Annotated in this window: 27 protein-coding genes and 1 pseudogene; 24 read left to right on the plus strand and 4 right to left on the minus strand. The window is 73.6% G+C overall.

From position 1 onward, the window contains the following. Positions 1 to 34: 34 nt before the first annotated feature. The 21 genes and pseudogenes from ACIQI7_RS03490 to ACIQI7_RS03590 all read left to right on the plus strand — a co-directional run. Positions 35 to 112: pseudogene (locus ACIQI7_RS03490) on the plus strand (recombination endonuclease VII); the annotation flags it as partial. Further along, a complete protein-coding gene (gene prcB / locus ACIQI7_RS03495; RefSeq protein WP_387759925.1) occupies positions 109 to 906 on the plus strand; it encodes a proteasome subunit beta in 798 nt (265 codons plus the stop codon). The pseudogene ACIQI7_RS03490 and the gene prcB, both read left to right, overlap by 4 nt. A 31-nt stretch (positions 907 to 937) precedes the next feature. Beyond that, positions 938 to 1693, plus strand: coding sequence for a proteasome subunit alpha (prcA, locus tag ACIQI7_RS03500; RefSeq protein WP_359819840.1), 756 nt, complete (start codon positions 938 to 940; stop codon positions 1691 to 1693). Between the two features lie 121 nt (positions 1694 to 1814). Further along, positions 1815 to 3176 carry a Pup--protein ligase gene (gene pafA, locus ACIQI7_RS03505; RefSeq protein WP_387759868.1) on the plus strand — a complete coding sequence of 454 codons (1362 nt, stop codon included), beginning with the start codon at positions 1815 to 1817 and terminating at the stop codon, positions 3174 to 3176. 124 nt (positions 3177 to 3300) lie between these two features. Next, a complete protein-coding gene (locus ACIQI7_RS03510; RefSeq protein WP_401104662.1) occupies positions 3301 to 4290 on the plus strand; it encodes an FKBP-type peptidyl-prolyl cis-trans isomerase in 990 nt (329 codons plus the stop codon). A gap of 214 nt (positions 4291 to 4504) precedes the next feature. Continuing rightward, entirely contained in the window at positions 4505 to 5815 is a 1311-nt protein-coding gene (locus ACIQI7_RS03515; RefSeq protein WP_401104664.1) for an FKBP-type peptidyl-prolyl cis-trans isomerase, read from the plus strand. A gap of 160 nt (positions 5816 to 5975) precedes the next feature. Then, positions 5976 to 6359, plus strand: coding sequence for an FKBP-type peptidyl-prolyl cis-trans isomerase (locus ACIQI7_RS03520; RefSeq protein ID WP_401104666.1), 384 nt, complete (start codon positions 5976 to 5978; stop codon positions 6357 to 6359). A gap of 199 nt (positions 6360 to 6558) precedes the next feature. Then, positions 6559 to 7533 carry a helix-turn-helix transcriptional regulator gene (locus ACIQI7_RS03525; protein ID WP_401104668.1) on the plus strand — a complete coding sequence of 325 codons (975 nt, stop codon included), beginning with the start codon at positions 6559 to 6561 and terminating at the stop codon, positions 7531 to 7533. After that, complete coding sequence (locus ACIQI7_RS03530; RefSeq protein ID WP_387759875.1) at positions 7530 to 8486, plus strand: helix-turn-helix transcriptional regulator; 957 nt, start codon at positions 7530 to 7532, stop codon at positions 8484 to 8486. Before ACIQI7_RS03525 ends, ACIQI7_RS03530 begins: the two co-directional genes overlap by 4 nt. A 3-nt stretch (positions 8487 to 8489) precedes the next feature. Continuing rightward, on the plus strand, positions 8490 to 8720 hold the full coding sequence (locus ACIQI7_RS03535) for a hypothetical protein (protein WP_401104671.1): 231 nt from the start codon (positions 8490 to 8492) through the stop codon (positions 8718 to 8720). A gap of 21 nt (positions 8721 to 8741) precedes the next feature. Continuing rightward, the gene (locus tag ACIQI7_RS03540; RefSeq protein ID WP_401104673.1) at positions 8742 to 8954 is read left to right on the plus strand and encodes a hypothetical protein; all 213 of its coding nucleotides are present in this window, start codon (positions 8742 to 8744) and stop codon (positions 8952 to 8954) included. A gap of 191 nt (positions 8955 to 9145) precedes the next feature. Further along, on the plus strand, positions 9146 to 9445 hold the full coding sequence (gene tatA, locus ACIQI7_RS03545) for a Sec-independent protein translocase subunit TatA (RefSeq protein ID WP_401104675.1): 300 nt from the start codon (positions 9146 to 9148) through the stop codon (positions 9443 to 9445). 112 nt (positions 9446 to 9557) lie between these two features. Beyond that, positions 9558 to 10502 carry a twin-arginine translocase subunit TatC gene (gene tatC, locus ACIQI7_RS03550; RefSeq protein ID WP_387759880.1) on the plus strand — a complete coding sequence of 315 codons (945 nt, stop codon included), beginning with the start codon at positions 9558 to 9560 and terminating at the stop codon, positions 10500 to 10502. Positions 10503 to 10656: 154 nt separating this feature from the next. After that, positions 10657 to 11817 (plus strand): NAD(P)/FAD-dependent oxidoreductase, encoded by a 1161-nt coding sequence (locus ACIQI7_RS03555; protein ID WP_401104677.1) that lies wholly within the window; start codon positions 10657 to 10659, stop codon positions 11815 to 11817. 99 nt (positions 11818 to 11916) lie between these two features. After that, positions 11917 to 12234 (plus strand): (2Fe-2S)-binding protein, encoded by a 318-nt coding sequence (locus ACIQI7_RS03560; RefSeq protein ID WP_355250421.1) that lies wholly within the window; start codon positions 11917 to 11919, stop codon positions 12232 to 12234. Further along, positions 12215 to 13624, plus strand: coding sequence for an NAD(P)/FAD-dependent oxidoreductase (locus ACIQI7_RS03565; RefSeq protein WP_401104681.1), 1410 nt, complete (start codon positions 12215 to 12217; stop codon positions 13622 to 13624). Before ACIQI7_RS03560 ends, ACIQI7_RS03565 begins: the two co-directional genes overlap by 20 nt. A gap of 130 nt (positions 13625 to 13754) precedes the next feature. Then, entirely contained in the window at positions 13755 to 14618 is an 864-nt protein-coding gene (locus ACIQI7_RS03570) for a dihydrodipicolinate synthase family protein (RefSeq protein ID WP_401105663.1), read from the plus strand. 120 nt (positions 14619 to 14738) lie between these two features. Next, entirely contained in the window at positions 14739 to 15743 is a 1005-nt protein-coding gene (locus tag ACIQI7_RS03575) for a proline racemase family protein (RefSeq protein WP_401104684.1), read from the plus strand. A gap of 38 nt (positions 15744 to 15781) precedes the next feature. Next, positions 15782 to 17146: an aldehyde dehydrogenase family protein gene (locus ACIQI7_RS03580; protein WP_401105664.1), complete on the plus strand. Its 1365-nt coding sequence runs from the start codon at positions 15782 to 15784 to the stop codon at positions 17144 to 17146. Next, positions 17146 to 18174, plus strand: coding sequence for a proline racemase family protein (locus tag ACIQI7_RS03585; protein WP_401104687.1), 1029 nt, complete (start codon positions 17146 to 17148; stop codon positions 18172 to 18174). Before ACIQI7_RS03580 ends, ACIQI7_RS03585 begins: the two co-directional genes overlap by 1 nt. A gap of 92 nt (positions 18175 to 18266) precedes the next feature. After that, the gene (locus ACIQI7_RS03590) at positions 18267 to 19166 is read left to right on the plus strand and encodes an ornithine cyclodeaminase family protein (protein WP_401104689.1); all 900 of its coding nucleotides are present in this window, start codon (positions 18267 to 18269) and stop codon (positions 19164 to 19166) included. A 4-nt stretch (positions 19167 to 19170) separates the two neighbouring features. Here the strand turns inward: ACIQI7_RS03590 and ACIQI7_RS03595 are convergent, their stop codons facing one another. After that, positions 19171 to 19500, minus strand: a complete 330-nt coding sequence (locus ACIQI7_RS03595; RefSeq protein WP_401104691.1) for a hypothetical protein — start codon at positions 19498 to 19500, stop codon at positions 19171 to 19173. A gap of 145 nt (positions 19501 to 19645) precedes the next feature. Then, positions 19646 to 20203, minus strand: a complete 558-nt coding sequence (locus tag ACIQI7_RS03600) for a TetR/AcrR family transcriptional regulator (RefSeq protein ID WP_401105665.1) — start codon at positions 20201 to 20203, stop codon at positions 19646 to 19648. Positions 20204 to 20431: 228 nt separating this feature from the next. Between ACIQI7_RS03600 and ACIQI7_RS03605 the strand changes: the two genes are divergently transcribed. From ACIQI7_RS03605 to ACIQI7_RS03615, 3 genes are all read left to right on the plus strand, one after another. Next, positions 20432 to 21313: an NAD(P)-dependent oxidoreductase gene (locus tag ACIQI7_RS03605; RefSeq protein ID WP_401104694.1), complete on the plus strand. Its 882-nt coding sequence runs from the start codon at positions 20432 to 20434 to the stop codon at positions 21311 to 21313. A gap of 181 nt (positions 21314 to 21494) precedes the next feature. Next, complete coding sequence (locus tag ACIQI7_RS03610; protein ID WP_401104696.1) at positions 21495 to 22205, plus strand: GntR family transcriptional regulator; 711 nt, start codon at positions 21495 to 21497, stop codon at positions 22203 to 22205. A gap of 109 nt (positions 22206 to 22314) precedes the next feature. Continuing rightward, a complete protein-coding gene (locus ACIQI7_RS03615) occupies positions 22315 to 22944 on the plus strand; it encodes a Uma2 family endonuclease (RefSeq protein WP_401104699.1) in 630 nt (209 codons plus the stop codon). 1 nt (position 22945) lies between these two features. Here the strand turns inward: ACIQI7_RS03615 and ACIQI7_RS03620 are convergent, their stop codons facing one another. Both ACIQI7_RS03620 and ACIQI7_RS03625 read right to left on the minus strand, forming a co-directional pair. Beyond that, positions 22946 to 23629, minus strand: coding sequence for an ABC transporter ATP-binding protein (locus tag ACIQI7_RS03620; RefSeq protein ID WP_401104702.1), 684 nt, complete (start codon positions 23627 to 23629; stop codon positions 22946 to 22948). Continuing rightward, complete coding sequence (locus tag ACIQI7_RS03625) at positions 23626 to 24702, minus strand: ABC transporter permease (RefSeq protein ID WP_401104705.1); 1077 nt, start codon at positions 24700 to 24702, stop codon at positions 23626 to 23628. Before ACIQI7_RS03625 ends, ACIQI7_RS03620 begins: the two co-directional genes overlap by 4 nt. Positions 24703 to 24802: the final 100 nt, after the last annotated feature.

The following is a 24802-nucleotide window of genomic DNA, read 5'->3' on the forward strand; positions in this document are numbered from 1 at the left end:
CAGTGATCGTCGGGCGGGTAGGGTGCGGGCAGCGCGCGCTTCAAGCTACCTGGAAGGAATCGTGTGGAAGCCAACACTCGTGGCACCGGGCGTCTACCGGCTGCCTTCCTGACCCCGGGGTCGTCCTCGTTCATCGACTTCCTCGCCGAGCACCGGCCGGAGCTGGTCCCCGGCCACCGCGGGCTCCCCGAGGGGGCCGTGGTCGAGGCCCCGCACGGGACCACCATCGTGGCCGCGGTGTTCGACGGCGGCGTGGTGATCGCGGGTGACCGCCGGGCCACGATGGGCAACGTGATCGCCCAACGCGACATGGAGAAGGTCTTCCCGGCCGACGAGTTCAGCGCGGTCGGCGTCGCCGGCACCGCGGGCCTCGCGATCGAGATGGTCCGGCTGTTCCAGCTGGAGCTGGAGCACTACGAGAAGATCGAGGGCGCCACGCTCTCCCTGGAGGGCAAGGCGAACCGGCTCACCACCATGATCCGGGGCAACCTGGGCATGGCGATGCAGGGCCTCGCCGTGGTGCCGCTGTTCGCCGGCTACGACCTGGACCTCGGCCGCGGCCGGATCTTCAACTACGACGTCACCGGCGGACGGTCCGAGGAGCGCGGTTTCACCGCCACCGGCTCGGGCTCGGTCTTCGCCCGCGGCTCGATGAAGAAGCTCTACCGCGACGACCTGACGGCCGACCAGGCCGTCACCATGGTCGTCCAGGCGCTCTACGACGCGGCGGACGACGACTCCGCCACCGGCGGCCCGGACCTCGCCCGCAGGATCTTCCCGATCGTCTCGCTGATCACCGAGGACGGCTTCCGCCGGCTCACCGAGGAGGAGGTCACGGAGGTCGTCGTGGCCATCACCGACGAGCGCCTGGCCCGGCCCAACGGCCCGCAGGCCCCGCTGATCTAGCCACCACCTCACAGGAAAGGGACGACCGCCGGTGTCGACACCGTTCTACGTCTCACCCCAGCAGGCCATGGCGGACCGCGCGGAGTACGCCCGCAAGGGCATCGCGCGCGGCCGCAGCGTGGTCGTGCTCACCTACGCCGACGGCATCGTCTTCGTCGCGGAGAACACCTCCAGGGCGCTCCACAAGGTCTCCGAGATCTACGACAAGATCGCCTTCGCGGCGGTCGGCCGCTACAACGAGTTCGAGAACCTGCGCATCGGCGGCGTCCGCTACGCCGACCTGCGCGGCTACTCCTACGACCGGGCCGACGTCACGGCCCGGGGCCTGGCCAACGTGTACGCCCAGACCCTGGGCACCATCTTCTCCTCGGTCGGCGAGAAGCCGTACGAGGTCGAGCTGATCGTGGCCGAGGTCGGCCGCACCCCCGACAACGACCAGATCTACCGGCTCACGCCGGACGGCTCGGTCGTGGACGAGAAGAACTACGTGGTGGTCGGCGGCAACGCCGACTCGATCGGCAACTACCTGGGCCAGCGCCACCGGGCCGGCCTGAGCCTCACCGAGGCGGTGAAGGTCGCGGTGGACTCGCTCGCCCGCGACCCCAACGGGGGCAGCCCGCGCAGCCTCACGCCGGAACAGCTGGAGGTGGCGGTCCTCGACCGCCAGCGGTTCCAACAGCGCAAGTTCAAGCGGATCCTGGGCAACCAGCTGGGCCGGCTGCTCGACGGGGACCAGTCCGCCGAGGCGGACGACGAGGACGACCCGGCGGACGGCACGCCGGTGTAGCAGTGCCTGCGGAGTCCCGTGCGGCGGCCCTGCCGCCGCCGTCCGGGACTCCGGTGCCCCTGCGGCGGCCCAGTCGTCGTGGAGGCGGTTTCGGACAGCTCCGACAGAGAATGGAGTGCTCATGGACCGCCGGATTTTCGGGCTGGAGAACGAGTACGGCGTGACCTGCACGTTCCGCGGGCAGCGACGGCTGTCCCCGGACGAGGTGGCGCGGTACCTGTTCCGCCGGGTCGTCTCCTGGGGCCGCAGCAGCAACGTCTTCCTGCGCAACGGCGCCCGCCTCTACCTCGACGTCGGCTCCCACCCCGAGTACGCCACCCCCGAGTGCGACGACGTCGTCGAGCTGGTGACGCACGACAAGGCCGGCGAGCGCATCCTCGAAGGGCTCCTGGTGGACGCCGAGCGGCGGCTGCACGAGGAGGGCATCGCGGGGGACGTCTACCTCTTCAAGAACAACACCGACTCGGCCGGCAACTCCTACGGCTGCCACGAGAACTACTGCGTGGCCCGGCACGGCGAGTTCTCCCGGCTGGCCGACGTGCTGATCCCGTTCCTGGTCACCCGCCAGCTGATCTGCGGCGCGGGCAAGGTGCTGCAGACCCCGCGCGGCGCGGTGTTCTGCGTCAGCCAGCGGGCCGAGCACATCTGGGAGGGCGTCAGCTCGGCGACCACCCGCTCGCGTCCGATCATCAACACCCGGGACGAGCCGCACGCGGACGCCGAGCGCTACCGCCGGCTGCACGTGATCGTCGGTGACTCCAACATGTCCGAGACCACGACGCTGCTCAAGGTCGGCACCACCGACCTGGTGCTGCGGCTGATCGAGGCCGGCGTGGTGATGCGCGACCTCACCCTGGAGAACCCGATCCGGGCGATCCGCGAAGTGAGCCACGACCTCACCGGCACCCACCAGGTGCGGCTCGCCAACGGCCGGGAGGCCAGCGCGCTGGACATCCAGGAGGAGTACTACACCAAGGCCCTGGAGTTCGCCGACCGCAAGGGCATCAACACCGGCACCGTCGCCCGGGTGCTCGACCTGTGGGGCCGCACCCTGGAGGCCGTCCGCACCGAGCGGCTGGACGGGGTGGCCCAGGAGATCGACTGGATCATGAAGTACAAGCTCATCGAGCGCTACCGCGAGAAGCACCAGATGAGCATGTCCAACCCGCGGGTTGCCCAGATCGACCTCGCGTACCACGACATCCACCGCCGCCGCGGCCTGTTCTACCTGCTCCAGGGCAAGGGCCAGGCGCAGCGGGTGACCACCGACCTCAAGACCTTCGAGGCCAAGTCGATCCCGCCGCAGACCACCCGGGCCCGGCTGCGCGGGGACTTCATCCGCCGGGCGCAGGAGCAGCGCCGGGACTTCACGGTGGACTGGGTGCACCTGAAGCTGAACGACCAGGCGCAGCGCACGGTGCTGTGCAAGGACCCGTTCCGTTCGGTGGACGAGCGGGTGGAGAAGCTGATCGCGGGGATGTAGCCGCGAAGCGGCGTGGTCAAGGCGGCGGCCGGCCCCGGTGGTGTCTACCGGGGCCGGCCGCGTGCCGGGCATACGCTGTCCGTCGAGTCCGGAGAGCCGACTTCGACCGACAGTTAGGACCACCGTGCGCCGCACCGCCGGTTTGCTTCTCACCCTGCCGTTGCTGCTCGCGGTCGCCTGCAGCAGCTCCCCCAAGGCGGCCGGCCCGTCGTCGCCCTCCCCGGCGAGTGCCGCCCCGACGGTGCCCGCGCCGGTCGGCGAGGCGTCGCCGATGCCCACGCTCTCGGGTGGCGGATTCGGCAGCAAGGCCACCATCACCATCCCCGAGGGCCAGCAGCCCAGCGGCCAGTTCGTGGTGAACACGGTCACCGAGGGCGAGCGCACGACCGTCAACAAGGGCGACTGGGTGACGGTCAACTACACCGCCAAGGACTGGACCACCGGCAAGGACCTGCCCAGCTCGTACGACGCCAACGGCAAGCCGCAGCTCTACCAGGCCGGCAGCGGGCAGCTGGTGCCGGCGCTGGACCAGAGCGTGATCGGGAAGAAGGTGGGCAGCCGGCTGCTGGTGGTGGCCCCGCCCTCGGCCGCCTTCGGCGAGCAGGGCTCCACCCAGCTGGGCGTCAACAACGGCGACACCGTGGTGTTCGTGCTGGACGTCATGGAGAGCCTGCCGCCGGACTCCACGCTGAGCGGGGCGATGACCGAGCCGGCCGCGACCCTGCCGCAGGTCAAGGACAACGGCAAGGCGCCGGCGACGATCACCGTCCCGGCCGGGCAGGCCGCGCCCACCGACCTCCAGCAGGCGGTGCTGATCAAGGGCGAGGGCAAGCAGGTCAAGAGCGGGCAGACCCTGGTGGTGCAGTACACCGGGGTGCTGTGGGCCAACGGCCAGCAGTTCGACGCCTCCTGGACGCACGGCGGAGCGCAGGCGGTGCAGATCGGCACCGGCAGCGTGATCGAGGGCTGGGACAAGGGCCTGGTCGGGCAGAACGTCGGCAGCCGGGTGCTGCTGGTGGTGCCGCCGGCGCTCGGCTACCAGGACAAGGCGCAGGGCTCGGTGCCGGCGAACTCGACCCTGGTCTTCGTGATCGACATTCTCGAAGCGGTCTAGGTCCGGCTCTCGAAGTCACCCCGGGGATTCCGTACGCTTGGGCGGACGCTCGTACAGCGAAGCGTCCGCCCTCATCCTGAGCTGTCATACTGCCCACGCACTGTGGCAGGCGCCGCCCGGTGCCGAGGTCCGGGGCGGGCGGTGCGACCGCAGGTCGGCGTGCCCACGCCGGGCGCAGACCTGGAAGACCTCGTGGCGAGATGGATGGGGAGTCATGACTGAGAAGACGCCGAGCCCGGGCGGGGCCGGCACCGCGGCGAACGACAGCTCTGCGGGTGACCCGGCCGCCTCTCGCCCCGGCGGCCCGGTCGGGGACCGCGAGTCGATCGTCGTTCCCCCGGCGATCCTGGCGCAGCAGGCCGGCTGGGCGCAGCCCGGCGAGGCGCCGCGCGTCCAGGGCGGGACCAAGACGGACGACGCCCCGCAGATCTTCGCCTCCAACGTGCGCAAGTCCGACACCTCGGAGGCCGGGTACGACGAGAACCCGCCCGGCGTCGGCAAGCTGGGTGTGATCCTCGGCACGGTGCTGGCCGTGCTGCTGGTCGGCAGCGGCATCACGCTCTACATGGTGAACAAGGACGACTCCAAGGACACCGCCGCGGCCAAGCCGGACGCCGCCAAGACCGCGCCGCCCACGCCGACCGCCGACCCGGTGCCGCCGATCAAGGACAGCGCCAAGGTGCTGCCGACGATCGCCGGAGACTTCGGCAAGAAGGCCGAGATCCAGGTGCCGGGCGAGGCCTCCGACGGCTCCTTCGTCGTCAAGGTGCTCACCGAGGGCACCGGCGCCAAGGTCGAGAAGAACTCCTGGACGTCGGTGGACTACACCGCCAAGGACTGGACCACCGGCAAGGACATCCCGAGCTCGTACGACGCCAACGGGAAGCCGCAGATCTTCCAGGCCGGCACCGACGCGCTGATCCCGGCTCTGGACCAGGCCGTGATCGGCAAGAAGGCCGGCAGCCGGCTGCTGGTGGTGGCCCCGCCGGCCGCCGCGTTCGGCTCCCAGGGCAAGGCCGACATGTCGATCGGCGCCAAGGACGACCTGATCTTCGTGATCGACATCCGCAACGCCAACGCGCCGGACGCCGTGGTGAGCGGGACCGTCACCCCGCCGCCGGCGGACTTCCCGCAGGTCAAGGACAACGGCAAGAAGCCGGCCGAGATCACCCCGGTGGCCGGGGCGAAGGACCCGACCGAGCTGAAGTCGCACGTCCTGATCAAGGGCACCGGGCCGAAGGTGGAGAAGGGCGAGAAGGTCGTCGTCCAGTACACCGGCGCGCTGTTCTCCAGCGGCAAGGTGTTCGACTCCTCGCTCAGCAAGGGCCAGGCGTTCACCTTCCCGGTCGGCGGCGGCCAGGTCATCCAGGGCTGGGACCAGGGCCTGGAGGGCCAGACCGTCGGCAGCCGGGTCGAGCTGGTGATCCCCGCCGCGCTGGGCTACGGCGACAAGGGCCAGGGCGACATCCCGCCCGGCGCGACGCTGGTCTTCGTGGTGGACATCCTGGACGCCGGTCAGGGCTGACCCGCTTTCGGGTGACAATGGTGCACGTGTGACCTTCGGGTCCGGCCGCGTGGCCGGGCCCGGACGGGCGGCGGGCGCCCGTACGGTGGTCCTGAGAGGGACCGGGTGCGGGCGCCCGCCGCTTGGTCGTGAATGCCAGCGAAACGTGAGAAGAGGGACTGTGAGCGTCAACCTCAACGAGAAGCCTGAGATCGACTTCCCGATCGGCGACGCCCCGACGGAGCTGCAGGTCCGTGACATCGTCGTGGGCGACGGCGCCGAGGCCAAGAAGGGTCAGAACGTCACCGTCCGCTACGTCGGCGTGACCTTCGAGACCGGCGAGGAGTTCGACGCCAGCTGGAACCGGAGCCCCAACGAGTTCCGCTTCCCGCTGGGCGCCGGCCGCGTCATCAAGGGCTGGGACCAGGGCGTCGTCGGCATGAAGGTCGGCGGCCGCCGCGAGCTGACCATCCCGGCGCGCCTGGCGTACGGCGACCAGTCGCCGTCGCCGCTGATCCCGGCCGGCTCGACCCTGATCTTCGTGGTCGACCTGCTGGCCGTCTGAGCCTGCCCGCACCGTGGGCCGGACCCCTCCGGGGGCCCGGCCCACGGGCGTGTCCGGGCCCGAACGGCACGGTGCGGGCCCGGGGTGCGGGACGCGGCTTTTGCAGTGCGTACCGCTACCGGTACGGTCGGTCCCGCCGGGTGGTGAGCGCCCGGTTGGCGCACCCCGCGCGCGGCGCGGCACACCGGAAGGGTCAGCGATGGCGATCGCCAAGGCAGAGCGGCTGATGAATCTCGCCCTGTGCCTGATGAACACCAGACGTCCGCTCTCCAAGAAGGAGCTGCGGGAATCCATCGAGGCGTACCGCGAGGCCTGGCAGAACAGCAGCGAGGACGCCTTCAACCGGATGTTCGAGCGGGACAAGGACGACCTGCGCGAGCTCGGCCTGGTGATCGACGTCGACGAGAGCACCCTGGACGGCGAGCTCGGCTACCTGGCCCGCGCCGACCGCAACCGGCTGCCCGAGATCGCCCTGGACGCCGAGGAGGCGGCCGCGCTGACCCTGGCCGCCCGGGTCTGGCAGCAGGCCAAGATGTCCGGCGCCGCCAGCGGCGCCCTGCAGAAGCTGCGCGCGGCCGGGGTGCCGTTCGCCGAGGCCGAGGGCCGTACCGCCCTGGAGCCGCGCATCCCCGCCCGGGAGGCCGCGTTCGAGCCGCTGCTCACCGCCGCCCGGGACCGCCGTCCGGTCACCTTCGACTACCGCAAGGCCGGTGCCGCCGCCGTCGAGCAGCGCAGCGTCGAGCCGTGGGCGCTGGAGTGCTGGCGCGGGCACTGGTACCTGGCCGGGTACGACCGCGACCGGGGCGACGCCCGGGTGTTCCGGCTCAGCCGGATCACCGGCAGGGTGAAGGCGAGGTCCGGGGCCTTCCTCGGCACCGTGCCCGAGCACGTGGACGTCCGGGCCACCGTGGCGAAGTTCGCGGGGGAGGGGGCCACCGCCACCGCGACCGTCCGGGTCCGCCGGGGCGCCGGGTTCCCGCTGCGCACCAAGGCGCTGGCCAGCACCCGGGTGGACGAGGCCTGGGACGAACTGGAGATCCCGTACGGCAACGGGCTGGGCGCGGACCTGGCCGAGTTCGGGCCGGACGTGCTGGTGCTCGGGCCGGAGGAGCTGCGGGCGGACGTGGTCGACCGGCTGCGGGCGGTCGCTGGTATCGAGGATGTGCGGGCATGAGCAATGCGATCGACCAGACGCGACGGATGCTGTCGCTGGTCACCTACCTGCGCGAGCGGCCCGGGGCCGAGGTCGCCGAGGTGGCCCGGGCGTTCGGGATCAGCGAGCGCGAGCTGATCGCCGACCTCAACGTGCTGCCGATGTGCGGCACCAGCTTCCGCGGCGGCGACCTGCTCGACATCGACACCGACGGCGAGCGGATCTGGTGGCACAACGTCGACGACGTGGCCCAGCCGCTGCGGCTGGCCGCCGACGAGGCGACCGCGCTGCTGGTGGCCGCCCGGGCGGTGGCCGGGCTGCCGGGCCTGCGGGCCGGGGACCGGGAGGCGCTCACCCGGGCCGTCGCCAAGATCGAGAACGCGGCGGGGGAGAGCGCCGAGGGCAGTGCCCGGGTCGGCGTGACCTTCGAGGCGGAGAGCCACGTCTTCGCCGACATCGACCGCGCGCTCAGCGAGGGCCGCCGGCTCTGGCTGCGCTACTACTCCCACGGGCGCGGCGGGATGACCGAGCGCGAGGTCGACCCGATCCGGCTGCTCACCGAGGGCCACACCTACCTCGAGGCCTGGTGCCGCACCTCCGAGGACCACCGGATGTTCCGGCTCGACCGGGTCGCCGAGATCCGCGTCCTGGACGTCCCGGCCGACCCGCCCCGGCGCGAGCCGCGCGATCTGAGCGGCGGGCTGGTCAACCCGGCGGCGGACGACCCCGAGGTGGTCGTCGAGGTCTCCTCCGGCGGGCGCTGGGTGGCCGAGTACTACACCCACGACCGGGCCGAGGAACTGCCCGACGGCGGGCTGCGGATCACCCTGCGCAGTGCCGACCCCTCCCAGCTGCGCCCGCTGGCGCTGCGGCTGGGCCGGGACGGCCGGATCGTCTCGCCGCCCGAGCTGGCCGAGCAGGCGCGTTCGGCCGCGCGGGAGGCGCTGGCCGCCTACGGGGAGGGGCGGGCCTGAGCGGTGGAACCCGGGACCAGATTCAAGGTGTACTGCTCCGACTGCCGGGAGAAGGTGGAGCTCCCGGCCGAGGACTTCCGCCTGACCCTCGGCCGCACCCCGGCCCAGGCGCACTACAGCTTCGCCTGCCCGCGCTGCGGGGCGGCGGTGCGCAAGCCGGCCGGGGAGAAGATCGTCGAGGCGCTCACCGAGGCGGGGGTCCGCACCATGCGGCTCGTCCCGGCCGAGGGGTAGTACGCGTATAGGGTGGGGCGCATGTCCTGGATGCTCGTCGCCGCCGTCCTGCTCGCCACCGCGGGCCTGCTGGTCCTCGGGGTCCTCGCGATCCGGCTCTGGCTGGACGTGCGGGCGCTGGCCCAGGGCGTGGACCGGGCCTCGCGGGCGCTGGCCGCCGCGGCCGGGGACCTGGCGGACGCGGTGCCGGGTGCGGACCCCCCGGCGGCGGAGCGGACCGTCCCGGTCGCGTAGCACGGCCGGGCCCGGGGCGGTACGGGGACTGCTGCGCGCGGGCAGGGGCGGGTTACGCTCTCAGATGGCTCCTGAACCGCGAACCGGGGGCCGCTGTCCTGTTCGGGCGGCCGTCGTCGTGGCGTCATCCGCAGCGGTTACCATCCGCAGCGGACGGCCCGTCGGGCCGCCATGACTGAAGGTGGTCGCGCATGCGCATCTCGATGACCGCGATCGTGGTGATCGTGGTTCTCGCCATCGTGCTGTTCGGAGCCAAGCGGCTGCCGGACCTGGCGCGCTCGCTGGGCAAGTCGATGCGGATCCTGAAGAGCGAGGCCCGGGCGATGCGTTCGGACGACGGTTCGGAGCAGCCGGCCCGGCCCGCGCCGGCCCCGGTGGACGGCGCCGAGGGCAGGACCGTCCAGGCCGCCCCGGGCGCGTCGGCCACGGCCCGTCCGGTGGGCGGGCCCGCCGCCGGAACCTCCGCGCCCGACGGCGACCGCCCGCACTGAGCGCGGCGCACGTGAGGCACCCGACGCGCGCCGCGCGCACCACCTGCGCGACGCGCGCGACCACGGAGGCCCGCCGACCGGTGGGCCCCGACGCACGAGTTGAGGACCGGGGTTGAGCAAGCTCTCCAAGGCGCCGAAGGCGTCAAAGGATCCTGAGGGGCGGATGGCCCTCGCCGACCACCTGCGGGAACTGCGCAACCGCGTGGTCAAGTCGGTCCTGGCGATCGTGTTGATCACCATCGTGGCGGCGGTCTACCACAAGCAGCTGGAGGACTTCCTCCTGAAGCCGCTGCCGAGGTGCGACACCATGGAGCTGGCCGAGCACTACAAGGGCAAGTGCGCCCAGGTCTCCAACATCGGTCTGACCGCCGGTTTCACCTGGATGCTCAAGGTCGCCCTGACGGCGGGCGTGGTCGGGACGGTGCCGATCTGGCTCTACCAGGTCTGGGCCTTCGTGGCGCCCGGTCTGCACCGGCACGAGAAGAAGTACACGGTCGTCTTCCTGCTCTGCGGGACGCCGCTGTTCCTGGCCGGTGTGGCCGTGGCCATCCTGGTGCTGCCGACCACGATCGACGTGCTGATCTCGTTCACCCCGAACAACACCACGCCGATCCTGCCGCCCGAGGACTACTTCGACATCGCGACCAGGATGGTGCTGGTCTTCGGCCTGGCCTTCGAGTTCCCGCTGCTGCTGGTGATGCTGAACCTCATCGGCGTGGTCACCGGCAAGCGGCTGCTGGGCTGGTGGCGCGGCATGGTCATGGGCATCACGATCTTCGCGGCCTTCGCGACGCCGAGCGCCGACCCGCTGAGCATGCTGGCCCTGGCCGCGCCGATCTGGGCGCTGTACTTCATCGCGGTGGGGATCGCGCTCTTCTTCGACAGGCGCAAGGCCCGCCGCAACCCGGACGCCGGGCTGGACGACGAGGAGGCCTCGCACCTGGACCTCTCGGTGCAGCCGGTGGCCGGTGCGGAGTCCGTCCAGGCCTCGGCGGCCCCGGCGGCCGGCGCGGTGGTGCCGGCGTCCCGCCGCGAGGAGATGGACGACATCACCTGAGCCGGCAGGCCCCGGCCCGAGCCGGTGGGCCCTGAGGGAGCCCCGGTCCGTCGCTCCGTCGAGCGGTGGGCCGGGGCTTCGTGCTGGTCGGGGGTGCTCCGGGTTTCGGCGGGGCGGTCTTGGCAGCCTGCATGGCATGTGACATATTACTGGCGTGCTGAAGACCGAGAGACCTCCCCTGGACGTCGTCGTGGTCGGCGCCGGTGTGGTCGGCGCCGCCTGCGCCTACTACGCCGCCCGCGCCGGCCTCGCCGTCGCCGTCGTGGACCGCGGCCCGGTGGCCGGCGGCACCACCGGTGCGGGCGAGGGCAACCTGCTGGTCTCCGACAAGGAGCCCGGCCCCGAACTCGACCTCGCCCTGCTCAGCACCCGGCTCTGGCGCGAACTCGCCGACTTGCTCGGCCCGGCGATCGAGTACGAGCCCAAGGGCGGCGTGGTGGTCGCCTCCACCGCCGCCGGGCAGGACGCGCTGCGGGCCTTCGCCGCCGGGCAGCGGGCCGTCGGGGTCGAGGCCGAGGAGGTGCCCGGCGAGCGGCTGCGCGAGCTGGAGCCGCACCTGGCCGACGGCCTGGCCGGCGGCTTCCACTACCCGCAGGACGCCCAGGTCCAGCCCGCCCTCGCCGCCGCCCACCTGCTGCGCGAGGCCCGCCGCAGGGGCGCCGAGCTGATCACCGGGGAGAGCGTCACCGCCGTCGACCGGGGCCCGGACGGCGCCGTGCGCGGTGTGCGGACCGACCGGCGGACGCTGCCCGCCGCCGCCGTGGTGAACGCGGCCGGCACCTGGGGCGGCGAGGTCGCCGCGCTGGCCGGGGTCCACCTGCCGGTGCTGCCCCGGCGCGGCTTCGTGCTGGTCACCGAGCCGCTGCCGCGGGTCGTTCGGCACAAGGTCTACGCCGCCGACTACGTGGCGAACGTGGCCAGCGGGTCGGCCGGGCTGGAGACCTCCGCGGTGATCGAGGGCACCCCGGGCGGGCCGGTGCTGATCGGCGCCAGCCGGGAGCGGGTCGGCTTCGACCGCACGCTCTCCCAGGAGGTGCTGAGCCGGCTCGCCGCCCAGGCCGCCCGACTGTTCCCGGTGCTCGCCGGCGTCACCGTGATGCGCGCCTACCGGGGCTTCCGCCCGTACCTGCCGGACCACCTGCCGGCCATCGGGGCGGACCCCCGGGTGCCCGGGCTGTACCACGCCTGCGGGCACGAGGGGGCCGGCATCGGGCTGGCTCCGGCGACCGGGCTGCTGATCAGCGAGCAGCTCACCGGCAAGCGGCCGGAGCTGGACCTCGCGCCGTTCCGGGCGGACCGGTTCCCCCCGACGTAGCAGCCCGGCCGGGTGACGGCCCGGCCGCCCGGGTCCGCGTTCCGCGCGCGAGCCCTTCCCGACTGTTCACCGTGAGATCCGAGATTGGAGAAGCCGCCGATGCGCCGCCGCACCCCCGCCGGGCTGGTCGAGGCCGAACCCGGGCCCGCCCACCACATCGAGTTCGACGGGCGGCCCGTCCCCGCGCTGCCCGGCCAGTCGATCGCCGCCGCGCTCTGGGCCGACGGCGTGCTCGCCTGGCGCACCACCCGGGTCGGCGGCAGGCCGCGCGGGGCGTTCTGCGGGATCGGCGCCTGCTTCGACTGCCTGGCCACCGTCGACGGCCGCCCCAACCAGCGCACCTGCCTGCTCCCCGCCGAGCCCGGCACCACCGTCACCACCCAGGAGGGCCACGGCCGTGCCGACCTCGCCGTCTGACTCCCCGCCGTTCGACCTCGTGGTGGTCGGCGCCGGCCCCGCCGGGCTGGCCGCCGCCGTCACCGCCGCCGACCTCGGGCTGCGCTGCGCCCTGCTGGACGGCGGGCGGAGCACCGGCGGGCAGTACTACCGCCACCCGGCGCCCGGCCTCGGTGCGGCCCGGCCGGACCGGCTGCACCACCGCTGGTCCGCCTACACCGGGTTGGCCGACCGGCTCGCCGCGCACGAGCGCACTGGGCGGGCCGGCTTCCGGGCCGGGTACCAGGTCTGGGCGCTGGAACGCACCGGGGACGGCTTCGCGGTGCACGTCACCCGCGGGCCGGAGAGCACCGACCGGGCCACCGTCCGGTCCCGGTCGGTGCTGCTCGCCACCGGCGCGTACGAGCGGCAGCTGCCGTTCCCCGGCTGGACCCTGCCCGGGGTGGTCACCGCGGGCGGCGCCCAGGCCATGCTCAAGGCCGGGCTGGTGCTGCCCGGGAAGCGGATCGTGGTGGCCGGCAGCGGCCCGCTGCTGCTCGCGGCGGCCTCCTCGCTGGTCACCGCCGGGGCCGAGGTGCCCGCCGTGGTCGAGGCCACCGCCTACCTCGGGTACGCGCGGCGCCCCGGCGTGCTGGCGGGCGTGCCCGGCAAGCTGGTCGAGGGCGCCGGGCACGGCGGTGCGCTGCTGCGGTACCGGGTGCGGCTGCGCCCGCGCAGCGCGGTGGTCGAGGCGCACGGGACGGACCGGGTCACCGGCGTCACGGTGGCCCGGCTGGACGCCGACTGGCGTCCGGTGCCGGGCACCGGACGGCGGATCGACTGCGACGCGCTCGCCGTCGGCCACGGCCTGCTGCCGCAGATCGACCTGGCCGCCGAGCTGGGCGCGCGGACCCGCACCGGGCCGGACGGCGCGGTGGCGCTGGAGGTCGACGCCCGGCTGCGCACCAGCGTGCCCGGCCTGTGGTCGGCGGGGGAGACCAACGGCGTCGGCGGCGCGGACCTCGCGCTCGCCGAGGGTGAGCTGGCCGCGCACGCGGTGGCCGGGGAGCCGCCCGCGGCCGCGCTGCTGCGCCGCCGGGCGCGGTTGCGGGCCTTCGCGGAGCTGATGGCCGCCGCCCACCGGCCGGGCCCCGGCTGGACCGGCTGGCTGCGCCCGGACACCGACGTCTGCCGGTGCGAGGAGGTGCCGGTCGCGGCGATCCGGGAGGCCGTCGAGGAGCTGGGCGCGGGCGATCCGCGCACCGTCAAGCTGCTCACCCGGGCCGGGATGGGCTGGTGCCAGGGCCGGATGTGCGGTCCGGCCGTGGCCTGCCTGTCCGGCCCGGGTGAGCCCGGACCGGACCGGCGGCCGCTGGGCTGCCCGGTGCCGCTCTCCCAGCTGGCGGCGGGGCCCGGCCCGGAGGCGCCGTAGCGGCCCGTCGTCGGACGGCGGGCCGGGGACCTTGTCTCCGGCCCGCCCCCTCTAGTAAAATGTCACACCTCATCAAGGAGCTCATGTGTCCATCACCCAGCACGACACCGACCGTCCCTGGCGCGGCATCATGGTCGCCACCACGCTGCCGCTGCGCCCGGACCACTCCGTCGACTACGACGCCTACGCCGAGCACGTCCGCTGGCTGATCGACTCCGGCTGCGAGGGCGTCGTCCCCAACGGCTCGCTCGGCGAGTACCAGACGCTCACCGCCGAGGAGCGCGCCAAGGTCGTCGAGGTCGCCGTCGAGGCGGCCGGCGACGGCTCCCGGGTGATGCCCGGCGTGGCCGCCTACGGCAGCGCCGAGTCCCGCCGCTGGGCCGAGCAGGCCGCCGAGGCCGGCGCCGGCTCCGTCCTGCTGCTGCCGCCGAACGCCTACCGGGCCGACCACGCCTCGGTGCGCGCCCACTACGCCGAGGTCGCCAAGGCCGGGCTGCCGATCGTGGCGTACAACAACCCGATCGACACCAAGGTCGACCTCGTCCCCGCACTGCTCGCCCAGCTGCACGCCGAGGGCTCGATCGTCGCCGTCAAGGAGTTCAGCGGCGACGTCCGCCGGGCGTACGAGATCGCCGAGCTGGCCCCCGGCCTCGACCTGCTGATCGGCGCCGACGACGTGCTGCTGGAGCTGGCGCTCGCCGGCGCCGTCGGCTGGATCGCCGGCTACCCGAACGCCCTGCCGGCCGCCTCGGTGGCGCTCTACGACGCCGCCGTCTCCAAGGACCTGGAGAACGCGCTGCCGCTCTACAGGTCGCTGCACTCGCTGCTGCGCTGGGACTCCAAGACCGAGTTCGTCCAGGCCATCAAGCTCTCCATGGACATCGCCGGGCGCCCCGGCGGGCCGGTGCGCGCCCCGCGCCGGCCGCTCGACCCCGAGGTCGAGGCGGCCGTCCGCGCGGCCACCGAGAAGGCGCTGGCCGACGGGCTGGTCTGAGCCCCGTCCGACGTCCGTCCGACGTCCGACGTCCGTCCGATCCCGGGCCTCCGGGCCGGCTGCGGCGGCAGCCGGCCCGGCCCGCACCAACCATTCGAACTCGCACGGGAGTTGTGAGCCATGCGCAGCCGTCACGTGTTCCACGCCGTCGACTCGCACACCGAGGGCATGCCGACCCGGGTGATCACCGGCGGCTTCGGCGTCATCCCCGGCGCCACCATGGCCGAGCGACGGGTGCACTTCCAGCAGCACCTGGACCACTTCCGCACCCTGCTGATGTACGAGCCGCGCGGCCACGCGGCGATGAGCGGAGCCGTCCTCCAGCCGCCGACCCGGCCGGACGCCGACTTCGGCGTGCTCTACATCGAGGTCTCCGGACTGCTGCCGATGTGCGGACACGGCACCATCGGGGTCGCCACCGTCCTGGTCGAGACCGGGATGGTCCCGGTGGTCGAGCCGGTCACCACCGTGCGGCTGGACACCCCGGCCGGGCTGGTGGTCGCCGAGGTGCGGGTCGAGGACGGCGCCGCCAAGGCGGTGACCATCCGCAACGTGCCCTCGTACTCCGTCGCCCTGGACCGCAGGATCGAGGTGCCCGGCTACGGCACGGTCACCTACGACCTCGCGTACGGCGGCAACTTCTACGCCGTCCTGCCGCTCGCCGAGTTCGGGCTGCCCTTCGAGCGCGAGCGCAAGCAGGAGATCCTGGACGCCGGCCTGGCGATGATGGACGCGATCAACGCGGGCCCGGACCGGCCGGTGCACCCGGAGAACCCGTCCATCCACAGCTGCCACCACGTCCAGCTGCTCGCCCCAGACTCCACCGCCGAGCACTCCCGGCACGCGATGGCCATCCACCCCGGCTGGTTCGACCGCTCGCCCTGCGGCACCGGCACCTCGGCGCGGATGGCCCAGCTGCACGCGCGCGGCGAACTGCCGCTCGGGCGGGACTTCCGCAACGACTCCTTCATCGGGACCACCTTCACCGGGCGGCTGGTCGAGGAGACCGAGGTGGCCGGGCGCCCCGCGGTGGTGCCCACCGTCACCGGGCGGGCCTGGGTCACCGGCACCGCCCAGTACTTCCTCGACCCGAGCGACCCGTTCCCGGCGGGCTTCCTGCTCTGACCCCCTCCCCACCTGCTCCCCGTACCTCCTCCGAAGGGCTGCCGGCCGTGACCATCACCTCGTACAACCCCGCCGACCCGGACGACCTCGTGGTCGCCGTCGAGGAGCCCGGCGCCGAGGCCGTGCGGGCCGCCGTCGGGCGGGCCCGGGCGGCGCAGGGCGACTGGCTCTCCGCCGGGGCGGGCGCCCGGTCGGCGGCGCTCGGCCGGATCGCGGACGCCGTGGAGGCGCACGCCCACGAGCTGGCCGCGCTGATCGTGCGCGAGGTCGGCAAGCCGTCGGCCGAGGCGCTCGGCGAGGTCGCCCGCACCGCGGCGATCTGGCGCTACTACGCCCAGGCGCCGTACGCGCCCTCCGGCGCGGTGCACGAGACCGCCGCCGGGGCCGGCCTGCTGCTCACCCGGCGCCGCCCGTACGGGGTGGCCGGGCTGATCACGCCGTGGAACTTCCCGCTGGCGATCCCGACCTGGAAGGCCGCGCCGGCGCTGGCCGTCGGCAACGCGGTGGTGCTCAAGCCGGCGCCCGAGGCGACGGCCTGCGCGCTGCGGCTGGCCGAGCTGGCCGGGCTGCCCGAGGACGTGTTCACCGTGCTGCCCGGCGCGGCGGCGGAGGGCGCGGCGCTGGTGGAGTCCGCGGACGTGGTCTCCTTCACCGGCTCGACCGGCGTCGGCCGGGCCGTGGTGCGGGCCGCCACCGAGCGCGGGGTGCCGGTGCAGGCCGAACTCGGCGGGCTGAACGCCGCGCTGGTGCTGCCGGACGCCGACATCGCGCAGGCCGCCGGGCACATCGCCGCGGCCGTCGCCGGGTACGCCGGGCAGAAGTGCACCGCCACCAGCCGGGTGATCGCGGTCGGCGCCGCGTACGAGCCGCTGCGCGAGGCGCTGGTCAAGGCGCTGGACGCGGTCGACGACGCGGTCTGCGGGCCGGTGATCAACGCCGCCGCCCGCGAGCGGCTGACCGGCGCCGTCTCCTCGGCCGTCGAGGCCGGGGCCACCGTGCTGGCCGGCGGCCGGGTGCCCGAGCGGGCCGGCTGGTACGTCGAGCCGACCCTGCTCGCCGAGGTGCCGGCCGAACACCCGCTGGCGCGCGAGGAGTTCTTCGGCCCGATCGCGGTGCTGCACGCCGCCGCCGACCTGGACGAGGCGGTCGCGCTCGCCAACGACACCCCGCACAGCCTCTCCACCTCGGTGCACACCGGCAGCCTGGACGTGGCGCTGGCCGCCGCCGACCGGCTGGACGCGGGCATGATCCGGATCAACGCCCCGTCCAGCGGCGTCGACTTCCACCTGCCCTTCGGCGGGGCCAAGGGCGCGAGCCACGGCGACCGCGAACAGGGCCAGGCCGCCCTGGACTTCTACACCGTCAGCCGGACCGTCAGCGTGCTGCCGGGAGGTGGCGCCTGATGTTCGTCCGCACCGTCGACTACCACACGGCCGGCGAGCCGTTCCGGATCGTGCTGGACGGCGTACCGCCGATCCCGGGCGACACCGTCGCCGAGCGCCGGGCCATCGCGCTCGGCGCGGGCGGCAGCGCGACCGCGCCCCGGCCCAGCGCGCTGGACGAGGTCCGGCAGCTGCTCAGCCGGGAGCCGCGCGGCCACGTCGGGATGTACGGCGGCTTCCTGGTGCCGCCGGACGACGACGAGGCGCACCTGGGCGTGCTCTTCTGGCACAAGGACGGCTACTCCACCGCCTGCGGCCACGGCACCATCGCGCTCGGCGCCTGGGCGGTGGAGTCCGGACTCGTGGCTGCCCCCGCGGACGGCGTGGCGCGGGTGCGGATCGACGTGCCGTCCGGCCGGGTCACCGCCCTGGTGCACCGGAGCGGCGGACGGACCACCGGGGTGACCTTCCGCAACGTGCCCAGCCGGGTGACCGCGCTGAAGCTCCCGGTGGAGACCTCGCGCGGCACCGTGGAGGTCGCCGTGGCGCACTCCGGCGCCTGCTACGCCTCGGTGCCGGCCGCCGCCCTGGGGCTCGCCGTGGAACCGGCTCAGCTGCCCGAACTCACCGCCGTGGGCCGGGAGATCAGAGCGGCGCTGGCTGGGTCGGCGGCGGTCGCGCACCCGACGGACGTCCGGCTGTCGGGCGTGTACGGGGTCGTGCTGTACGACGAACTGCCCTCCGAGGACGGGGCGTTGAACCAGCGGAACGTCACCGTCTTCGCCGACGGCCAGATCGACCGCTCGCCCTGCGGCTCCGGCACCTCCGCCCGGCTCGCGGTGCTCGCCGCCGAGGGCCGGCTGGCTCCCGGCGAGCCGCTGCGCCACGAGTCGGTCATCGGGACGGTGTTCACCGGCCGCTTCCTCGCGGGCGGCGACCCGCAGGGCGCGGGCGTGGTCACCGAGGTCGGCGGGACGGCCTTCCGCACTGGCGAGCACGGCTTCGTCCTGGAGCCGGGCGACGAGCTGGGAACGGGGTTCCTGCTGTGAGCCCGTCCGCCGGGGAGCCGGCCGCCACGAGCCCGGCCGTAGGGGAGCCATCGGCTGCCACGAGCCCGCCCGCACCGCCCGGTACGGAGGTTGTGCCGCTCCAGTACACCGTGCCGGGCACCGGCGGGGTCGGGCCCGCCGGCGCGGTGGGGGCGATCGAGCGGGTGCTGCTGGACGGGTTCGACCCGGAGGCGGCACCCGCCCGATCGGCCGTCCCGGTGCCCGCCGGCGAACTGCTGATGATGCCGGCCGCCGCCGGGCCGTACGCGGGCGTGAAGATCGCCGGGGTCGCGCCGGCCAACCCGGAGCGGGGGCTGCCCCGGATCACCGGCAGCTACCTGCTGCTGGACGGGCCCACCCTGCAGCCGCTCGCCGTGCTGGACGGCGCCGCGCTCACCGCGCTGCGCACGCCCGCCGTCACCGCGGCCGCGCTGCGGCGGCTGGCGGTGCCGGAGGCCGAGCACCTGGTGCTGTTCGGCTCCGGGCCGCAGGCGTACGGGCACCTGGACGCGCTGCTCGCCGTCCGGCCGCTGCGCCGGCTCACCGTGGTGGCGCGCAACGCCGAACGGGCGGAGGCGCTGGCGGCGTACGGGCGGAAGCTCGGACTGACGGCCGAGGTCGGCGGGCCGCGGGCGGTCCGCGACGCGGACCTGGTGGTCTGCTGCACCACCGCGCGCACGCCGCTGTTCGACGGCGGACTGGTGCCCGCGCACGCGGCGGTGGCGGCGGTCGGCTCGCACGAGCCGGACGCGCGGGAGGTGGACGGGCTGCTGGTGGAGCGGGCCGAGCTGTACGTGGAGGCCCGCGCGGTCGCGGACCGGGAGGCCGGGGACCTGGTGATGGCGGGCGTGGCCGGGCGGCAGCTGTGGAACCTCGCGGAGCTGGTGCGCGGCGACGCGCTGGTGCCGGACGGGCGGCCGCGGTTCTTCAAGAGCGTCGGGATGGCCTGGGAGGACCTGGCCGTCGCGGCGGAGGTGTACCGGCGGCAGTAGCCGTTCAGTCACCCTGCAGGACGAGCCAACTGCCCGGGATGGCGGCGCAGTTGGCGAGCAGGTTGCGAAGCTCGCGGACGGCCGCCCGCTGCGCCTCGGTGGTGCAGCGGGCGATCAGGGCGGTGGCCTCCTCGAAGGCCGCGCCGGCGTCCTGCTCGTTGAACAGGGTGTCGCGGTACGGGTCGATCCGGCCCAGCCGGTGGCGGGCCGGATCGGTGTGCCGGGCCAGGGCGTCGTCGAGGGCCTCGCCCGGACTGGAGAGGTGCAGCATCCTGGGGGCGGTCCGGTGGCCGCTGTTCGGGCGGCCGTCGTACAGCGCGATATCGATCGACAAGTCCGTTACTCCTGGCCGAGGTCGGGAGTTGTGAAGCCGGAGCCGGCGCAGCGGGAAGGGATCCCCCGCTGCGCCGGCTCCTCACGTTCTCCGACGGTGATGGCGGTGGTGGCGGCGCCGGCGGCGGCGGTTCGGCGTCGGGGTGTCAGGGCCGGCCGTCGAGGTAGGAGCCGAGCAGCCGTGCCAGGTGCTTGCCGGCGACCAGCAGCGGCTCCTCGCTGCGGGCGACCTGGGCGGCGAGCTCGGCGCCCTCCAGGGCGCTGATCACGGTGCCGGCCAGCTCGCGGGCGTCCTCCTCGCCGATGCCCGCGGCGCTCAGCCGTTCCGCCACGACAGCCTGCCAGTTGGCGAAGGCCTCGGTCACCGCCTCCTCGATCACCGGCACCCGGCCGACCGTCTCCAGCGCGGTGCTGGTGATCGGGCAGCCGTCCTGCCAGTCGGACGCGCGCAGTTCCCCGGCGAGCAGCCGGGTGCAGGCGGTCATCGCCTCGCCCAGGTCCGGTGAGGAGTCGAACCCGGCGCGCAGCAGGACGGCGAACTCCTCGTCTCCGTGCCGGATCGCCTCGGCGGCCAGCTCCTGCTTGCCGCCCGGGAAGAAGTGGTAGACCGAGCCGAGGGTGGCCTCGGCCTCGCGGGAGATCTGCTTGATCCCGGTGCCCTCGTACCCCTGGCGCTGCAGCAGCCGGGAGGTGGCCCGGACGATCCGCTCGCGGGTGCCGGGTTTCGCCTCGGCCTGCGCGGTCGTCCTCGCGGGTGCCTTCGCGACGGCCGTCGTGGCTGTCTTCGCGGCTGTCTTCGCGGCGACTCTCTCGGGCGTCTTCACGTCGCGATCCTAGCCGAGATTCTGAGTAGAGCGTTCGTTCCACTCCTGTGCTAGCGTCGGGCTCCGGCGCTCTGAATAGAGCGTTCGTTCCAGAGGAGGGGAAGACGCATGTCCGTGGAGCAGCAGTCGAAGCGATCCGTGACGGTGATCGGGCTCGGCCCGATGGGGCACGCCATGGCCGGGGCGTTCCTGGACGCCGGGTACGCCGTCACGGTGTGGAACCGCACGGCCGGGCGGGCCGACGAGCTCGTCGCCCGGGGTGCGCGGGAGGCGTCCGGCGCGCAGGCGGCGGTGGCCGCCAACGAGCTGGTGGTGCTCAGCCTCACCGACTACGACGCGGTGTTCAAGGTGCTGGAGTCGGTCGAGCCGGCGCTCGGCGGGAAGGTGATCACCAACCTCAGTTCGGACACCCCCGGGCGGGCCCGGGAGGCCGCCCGCTGGCTGGCCGAGCGCGGTGCCGGACACCTGACCGGCGGGGTGCAGGTGCCGCCGTCGGGCATCGGCAGCCCCGAGTCGTCCACCTTCTACAGCGGCCCGGTCGAGCTGTTCCAGCGGCACCGGGCCGCGCTGGAGGTGCTCACCGGGGCCGACTACCGGGGCGACGACCCCGGGCTGGCGCAGCTGTACTACCAGATCCAGATGGACCTGTTCTGGTCCTCGATGGTCGGCTACCTGCACGCCATGTCGATCGCCGAGGCCAACGGCATCCCGGCCGAGGAGTTCCTGCCGTACGCCCTGCCCACCGCCTCGCTGGTGCCGCGGCTGATGGAGTTCTACGCGCCGCGGATCACCGCCGGGGACCACCGCGGGGACGTCGACCGGCTGGCCATGGCGCTGGCGAGCATCGAGCACGTCCAGCACACCGCGGAGGCCTCCGGGGTGGACGGCGCGCTGCCGGCCGTCCTGGCGGAGGCGGTCCGGCGGGGCGTGGCGGCCGGCGACGGTGCGGCCAGCCTGACCTCGCTGGTGGGCCGGTTCCGCCGGGCGTAGCCCTCCGTGCGGACCCGAAGGTCGTGTGCCGTCGGCCGTTGTCACGGCCGACGGCCACTGCCACCATGGCTTTCGGTGTCACGAGAGCCTGCCGTGGCGGGTGTTCGAATCATGGGAGGTTGCGTACGCAACGTAACGTGACATTGTACGCTGGTGTTCTGCACCCACCCGGAGGAACACCATGGCCGACCTCAAATCCCGCACCCTGATCTCCGTACAGGAGCGGCTTCGCGACCAGGTCGCCCACGCGCTCCGGGCGGCCCTGATCTCCGGCGAACTGCGCCCCGGCGTCGTCTACTCCGCACCCGCGCTCGCCGCCGACTTCGGCGTCTCCGCGACCCCGGTCCGCGAGGCCATGCTCGACCTCGCCCGCGAGGGCCTGGTCGAGGCCGTCCGCAACAAGGGGTTCCGGGTCACCGAACTCACCGACCGCGACCTCGACGACTACACCGAGATCCGCGCCCTGATCGAGGTCCCGACCGTCGGCCGGGTCGCGCGCACCGCCACCAAGGAGCAGCTGGAGCGGCTGCGCCCGCAGGCCGAGGCGATCGTCGCGGCGGCCCGCAAGCACGACCTGATCGGCTACCTGGAGGCCGACCGCCAGTTCCACCTGGACCTGCTGGGGCTGGCCGGCAACGCCCGGCTGGTCGAGGTGGTCGGCGACCTGCGCAAGCGCTCCCGGCTCTACGGCCTCAACCGGCTCGACGAGCGCGGCGAGCTGGTCTCCTCGGCGGAGGAGCACCTGGAGCTGCTCGACCTGCTCCTGGCCGGCGACGCGGCCGGGGCCGAGGCCTGCATGACCCGCCACCTCAGCCACGTCCGCTCCCTGTGGGCCGGCGAGGACAAGCCCGCCGAGCAGGAGCCCTCGGCCCTGCGCCTGCGGTCCCGGTAGTGGCTTGCCAGAGCCAAACCACTCGTTCGAGTGAGGATTGACGATCGGGCGCCGGGAAGCATGCCGGTTCTAGGATGACGCTCTCGACATCGGCAGCCAGGAGGAATCCATGTCTGCCGCAGCAGTGGAAGAGCCTTTCGAGCATGCCGCGCTGGAAGAAGAACCTGTACGGCAGCCAACGCTGCTCGAAGCCGCAGAGCTGATCTCCGAGCAGCTCCCCGGTTTCCGGGTCGAGATCGTCGGGAGCCAGATCACCGCGACGCCGCCGCCGCAGAACCTGAAGCACGGTCGATCGATCAAGAGGTTTGACCGTCTGTTCGAGGCGGCGGGTCTGGATGGCGGTGAAACCGAGGTATTCCAGAACATCGGTATTCGGCTGCCGACCGGGCCGTTCGACTTCGTAGTGCCGGACCTGGTGGTCATCGACGCGGACAGCGACGACCGGACTCTTGAGAACGGTTGCTATGACCCGGCGATCTTCCGTCTCGTCCTGGAAGTGACGTCGTCGAATCACTCGACTGATCTGAGGATCAAGCCGACGCTGTATGCCCAGGCCGGGGTGCCCGTCTACGTGATCGTGGATCGGGCGAACCAGCGGGTCATGGTGCTTACCGACCCGCAGGAGGGCGAGTACCGCGTGCACGCCGTCCACCACCCCGGGCAGTCGTTCACCCTGCCGGAGTCGATCGGAGCGTCGGTGACGCTCTCGGTGGACGACGTGCTGACGGCCAAGAAGTAGCTCAGACCGCCGCCGCCGGGAGCGTGAGCCTCCCGTCGTGGACCTCGGCGACCTGGTCGACGGCCGTCAGGTGGGTGCGGTCGTGGGTGACCAGCACGGTGGCGGTGGCCCGGCGGTGGGTGAGGTCGGTGATCAGGTCGAGGACGGCGGCGCCGCGTTCGTGGTCGAGGGCGCTGGTGGGTTCGTCGACCAGCAGGACGGTGGGGTCGTTCATCAGGGCGCGGGCGATGTTGACCCGCTGGCGCTGGCCGCCGGAGAGCTGGTGCGGGCGGCGGCCGGCCTGGTCGCGCAGGCCGACGGCGTCCAGCAGTTCCAGGGCGCGGGGGAGCGCACCGCGCGGGGCCCGGCCGTCGAGGTGGGCCATCACCTGCAGCTGCTCCACGGCGGTGAGCGAGGGCAGCAGGTTGGGCTGCTGGAAGACGATGCCGATCCTGGTGCGGCGCAGCGCGGTGAGCTCCGCCCGGTCGAGGCCCGTGGTGTCAGTGCCGTCGATGACGACCTGCCCGGAGTCCGGGGCGATCAGGGTGGCGGCCACCGCCAGCAGGCTGGACTTGCCGGAGCCGGAGGGGCCGACGACGGCGGTGAGCGTGCCCTTGGGGACGGTCAGCGAGACCTCGTCCAGTGCGGTGAGCCGGCCGTCGCCGTCCGGGTAGGTCAGCGTGATGCGGTCGAGGATCAGAGTCATCGGGCACTCCCCAGGGCGGTCAGCGGGTCGACGGAGGTGATCCGGCGGATGGACAGGGCCGCGCCGATCGCGCCGAGGGCGATCATGACGGCTGCGGGCAGCAGGAGGGTCGGGGCGTCGAGCACGAAGGGGACGGCGGAGCCGATCAGCGAGCCCGCGCCGAGGGCGATCGCGGTGCCCACGACCGTGCCGCCGACCAGCAGCAGGACGGCCTGGCCGAGGGCGTCGCGCAGCAGGTAGCGGGTGGAGGCGCCGAGGGCCTTGAGGACGGCGACGTCGCCGCTGCGCTGGATCGTCCACACGGTGAAGAACGCGCCGATCACCAGGGCCGAGATGGCGAACAGGAAGCCGCGCATCAGCTGGAGGGAGCCGTTCTCCGAGGTGTAGGAGCCGATCGCGGTGAGGGCGTCGTCGCGGGTGCGGGTCTCGGTGCCGTGGCGGGCGTCGGCGCCGGCCAGGTCGGCGCCGCCGGCCGTGCGGAGGGCGATGACGGTGGCGTGGCCGGCGCCGCCGGGGGCGGCCTGCTGCCAGTCGGCGAGGCTGGTCCAGATCACCGGGGTGTGGCTGTACGCGGCGTCGCCCTCGACGGCGGCGACCCGCAGCTGGTGCCCGGCCAGGGTGAGGTCGGCGCCCGGGGCGAGGCCGCCCAGGTTCTCGGCGGCGGTCCTGGACAGCACGGCCTGGCCGGGGGCGATCCGGGCGCCCTGCGGGGCGAGCCCGGAGCCCTCCGGGACGCCGAAGGCGGAGAGCGCGGCGGTGCGCCGGCCGGCGGCGGCCTTGGTGGTGGTGATGCCGAGCGGCTCGGCGGAGGTGACGCCGGGCTCGCGGGCCCAGGCCTGCCACAGCTCGGGGGTGACCTGGGAGTCGGTGAAGGAGAGCTTCTGGCCGTCGGCGGGTTTCCCGAAGACCAGGTGGTCGGCGGGCAGGCCGGTGATCGCGGAGATGTTCTGCCGGCCGAGTCCGGCGGTCAGCCCGGACAGCAGGCCGACCAGGACGGTGATCAGCACGATGACGGTTCCCATCAGGGCGAACCGCCCCTTGGCGAACCTCAGGTCCCTCCAGGCGACGAACAAGGTGAGCCTTCCTCTGCACAGGTGTTCTCGACGCTTCCACCGTCCTGGACCAGGGGGCCCTGAGGCATCGCGCCGGGGATTGCATCCTGGGCATCAAAGG

It is taken from the genome of Kitasatospora sp. NPDC092039 (assembly GCF_044756065.1).
GTDB lineage: Bacteria > Actinomycetota > Actinomycetes > Streptomycetales > Streptomycetaceae > Kitasatospora.

Bases quoted from the DNA above. Each gene is read 5' to 3' on its own strand.
- ACIQI7_RS03570 (WP_401105663.1), top strand. From the start codon at position 13,755: ATGGTCGCCACCACGCTGCCGCTGCGCCCGGACCACTCCGTCGACTAC.
- ACIQI7_RS03610 (WP_401104696.1), top strand. From the start codon at position 21,495: ATGGCCGACCTCAAATCCCGCACCCTGATCTCCGTACAGGAGCGGCTT.
- ACIQI7_RS03515 (WP_401104664.1), top strand. From the start codon at position 4,505: ATGACTGAGAAGACGCCGAGCCCGGGCGGGGCCGGCACCGCGGCGAAC.
- ACIQI7_RS03530 (WP_387759875.1), top strand. From the start codon at position 7,530: ATGAGCAATGCGATCGACCAGACGCGACGGATGCTGTCGCTGGTCACC.
- ACIQI7_RS03615 (WP_401104699.1), top strand. From the start codon at position 22,315: ATGTCTGCCGCAGCAGTGGAAGAGCCTTTCGAGCATGCCGCGCTGGAA.
- ACIQI7_RS03620 (WP_401104702.1), bottom strand. From the start codon at position 23,629: ATGACTCTGATCCTCGACCGCATCACGCTGACCTACCCGGACGGCGAC.
- ACIQI7_RS03560 (WP_355250421.1), top strand. From the start codon at position 11,917: ATGCGCCGCCGCACCCCCGCCGGGCTGGTCGAGGCCGAACCCGGGCCC.
- ACIQI7_RS03575 (WP_401104684.1), top strand. From the start codon at position 14,739: ATGCGCAGCCGTCACGTGTTCCACGCCGTCGACTCGCACACCGAGGGC.
- ACIQI7_RS03525 (WP_401104668.1), top strand. From the start codon at position 6,559: ATGGCGATCGCCAAGGCAGAGCGGCTGATGAATCTCGCCCTGTGCCTG.
- tatA (WP_401104675.1), top strand. From the start codon at position 9,146: ATGCGCATCTCGATGACCGCGATCGTGGTGATCGTGGTTCTCGCCATC.
- ACIQI7_RS03540 (WP_401104673.1), top strand. From the start codon at position 8,742: ATGTCCTGGATGCTCGTCGCCGCCGTCCTGCTCGCCACCGCGGGCCTG.
- ACIQI7_RS03605 (WP_401104694.1), top strand. From the start codon at position 20,432: ATGTCCGTGGAGCAGCAGTCGAAGCGATCCGTGACGGTGATCGGGCTC.
- ACIQI7_RS03585 (WP_401104687.1), top strand. From the start codon at position 17,146: ATGTTCGTCCGCACCGTCGACTACCACACGGCCGGCGAGCCGTTCCGG.
- pafA (WP_387759868.1), top strand. From the start codon at position 1,815: ATGGACCGCCGGATTTTCGGGCTGGAGAACGAGTACGGCGTGACCTGC.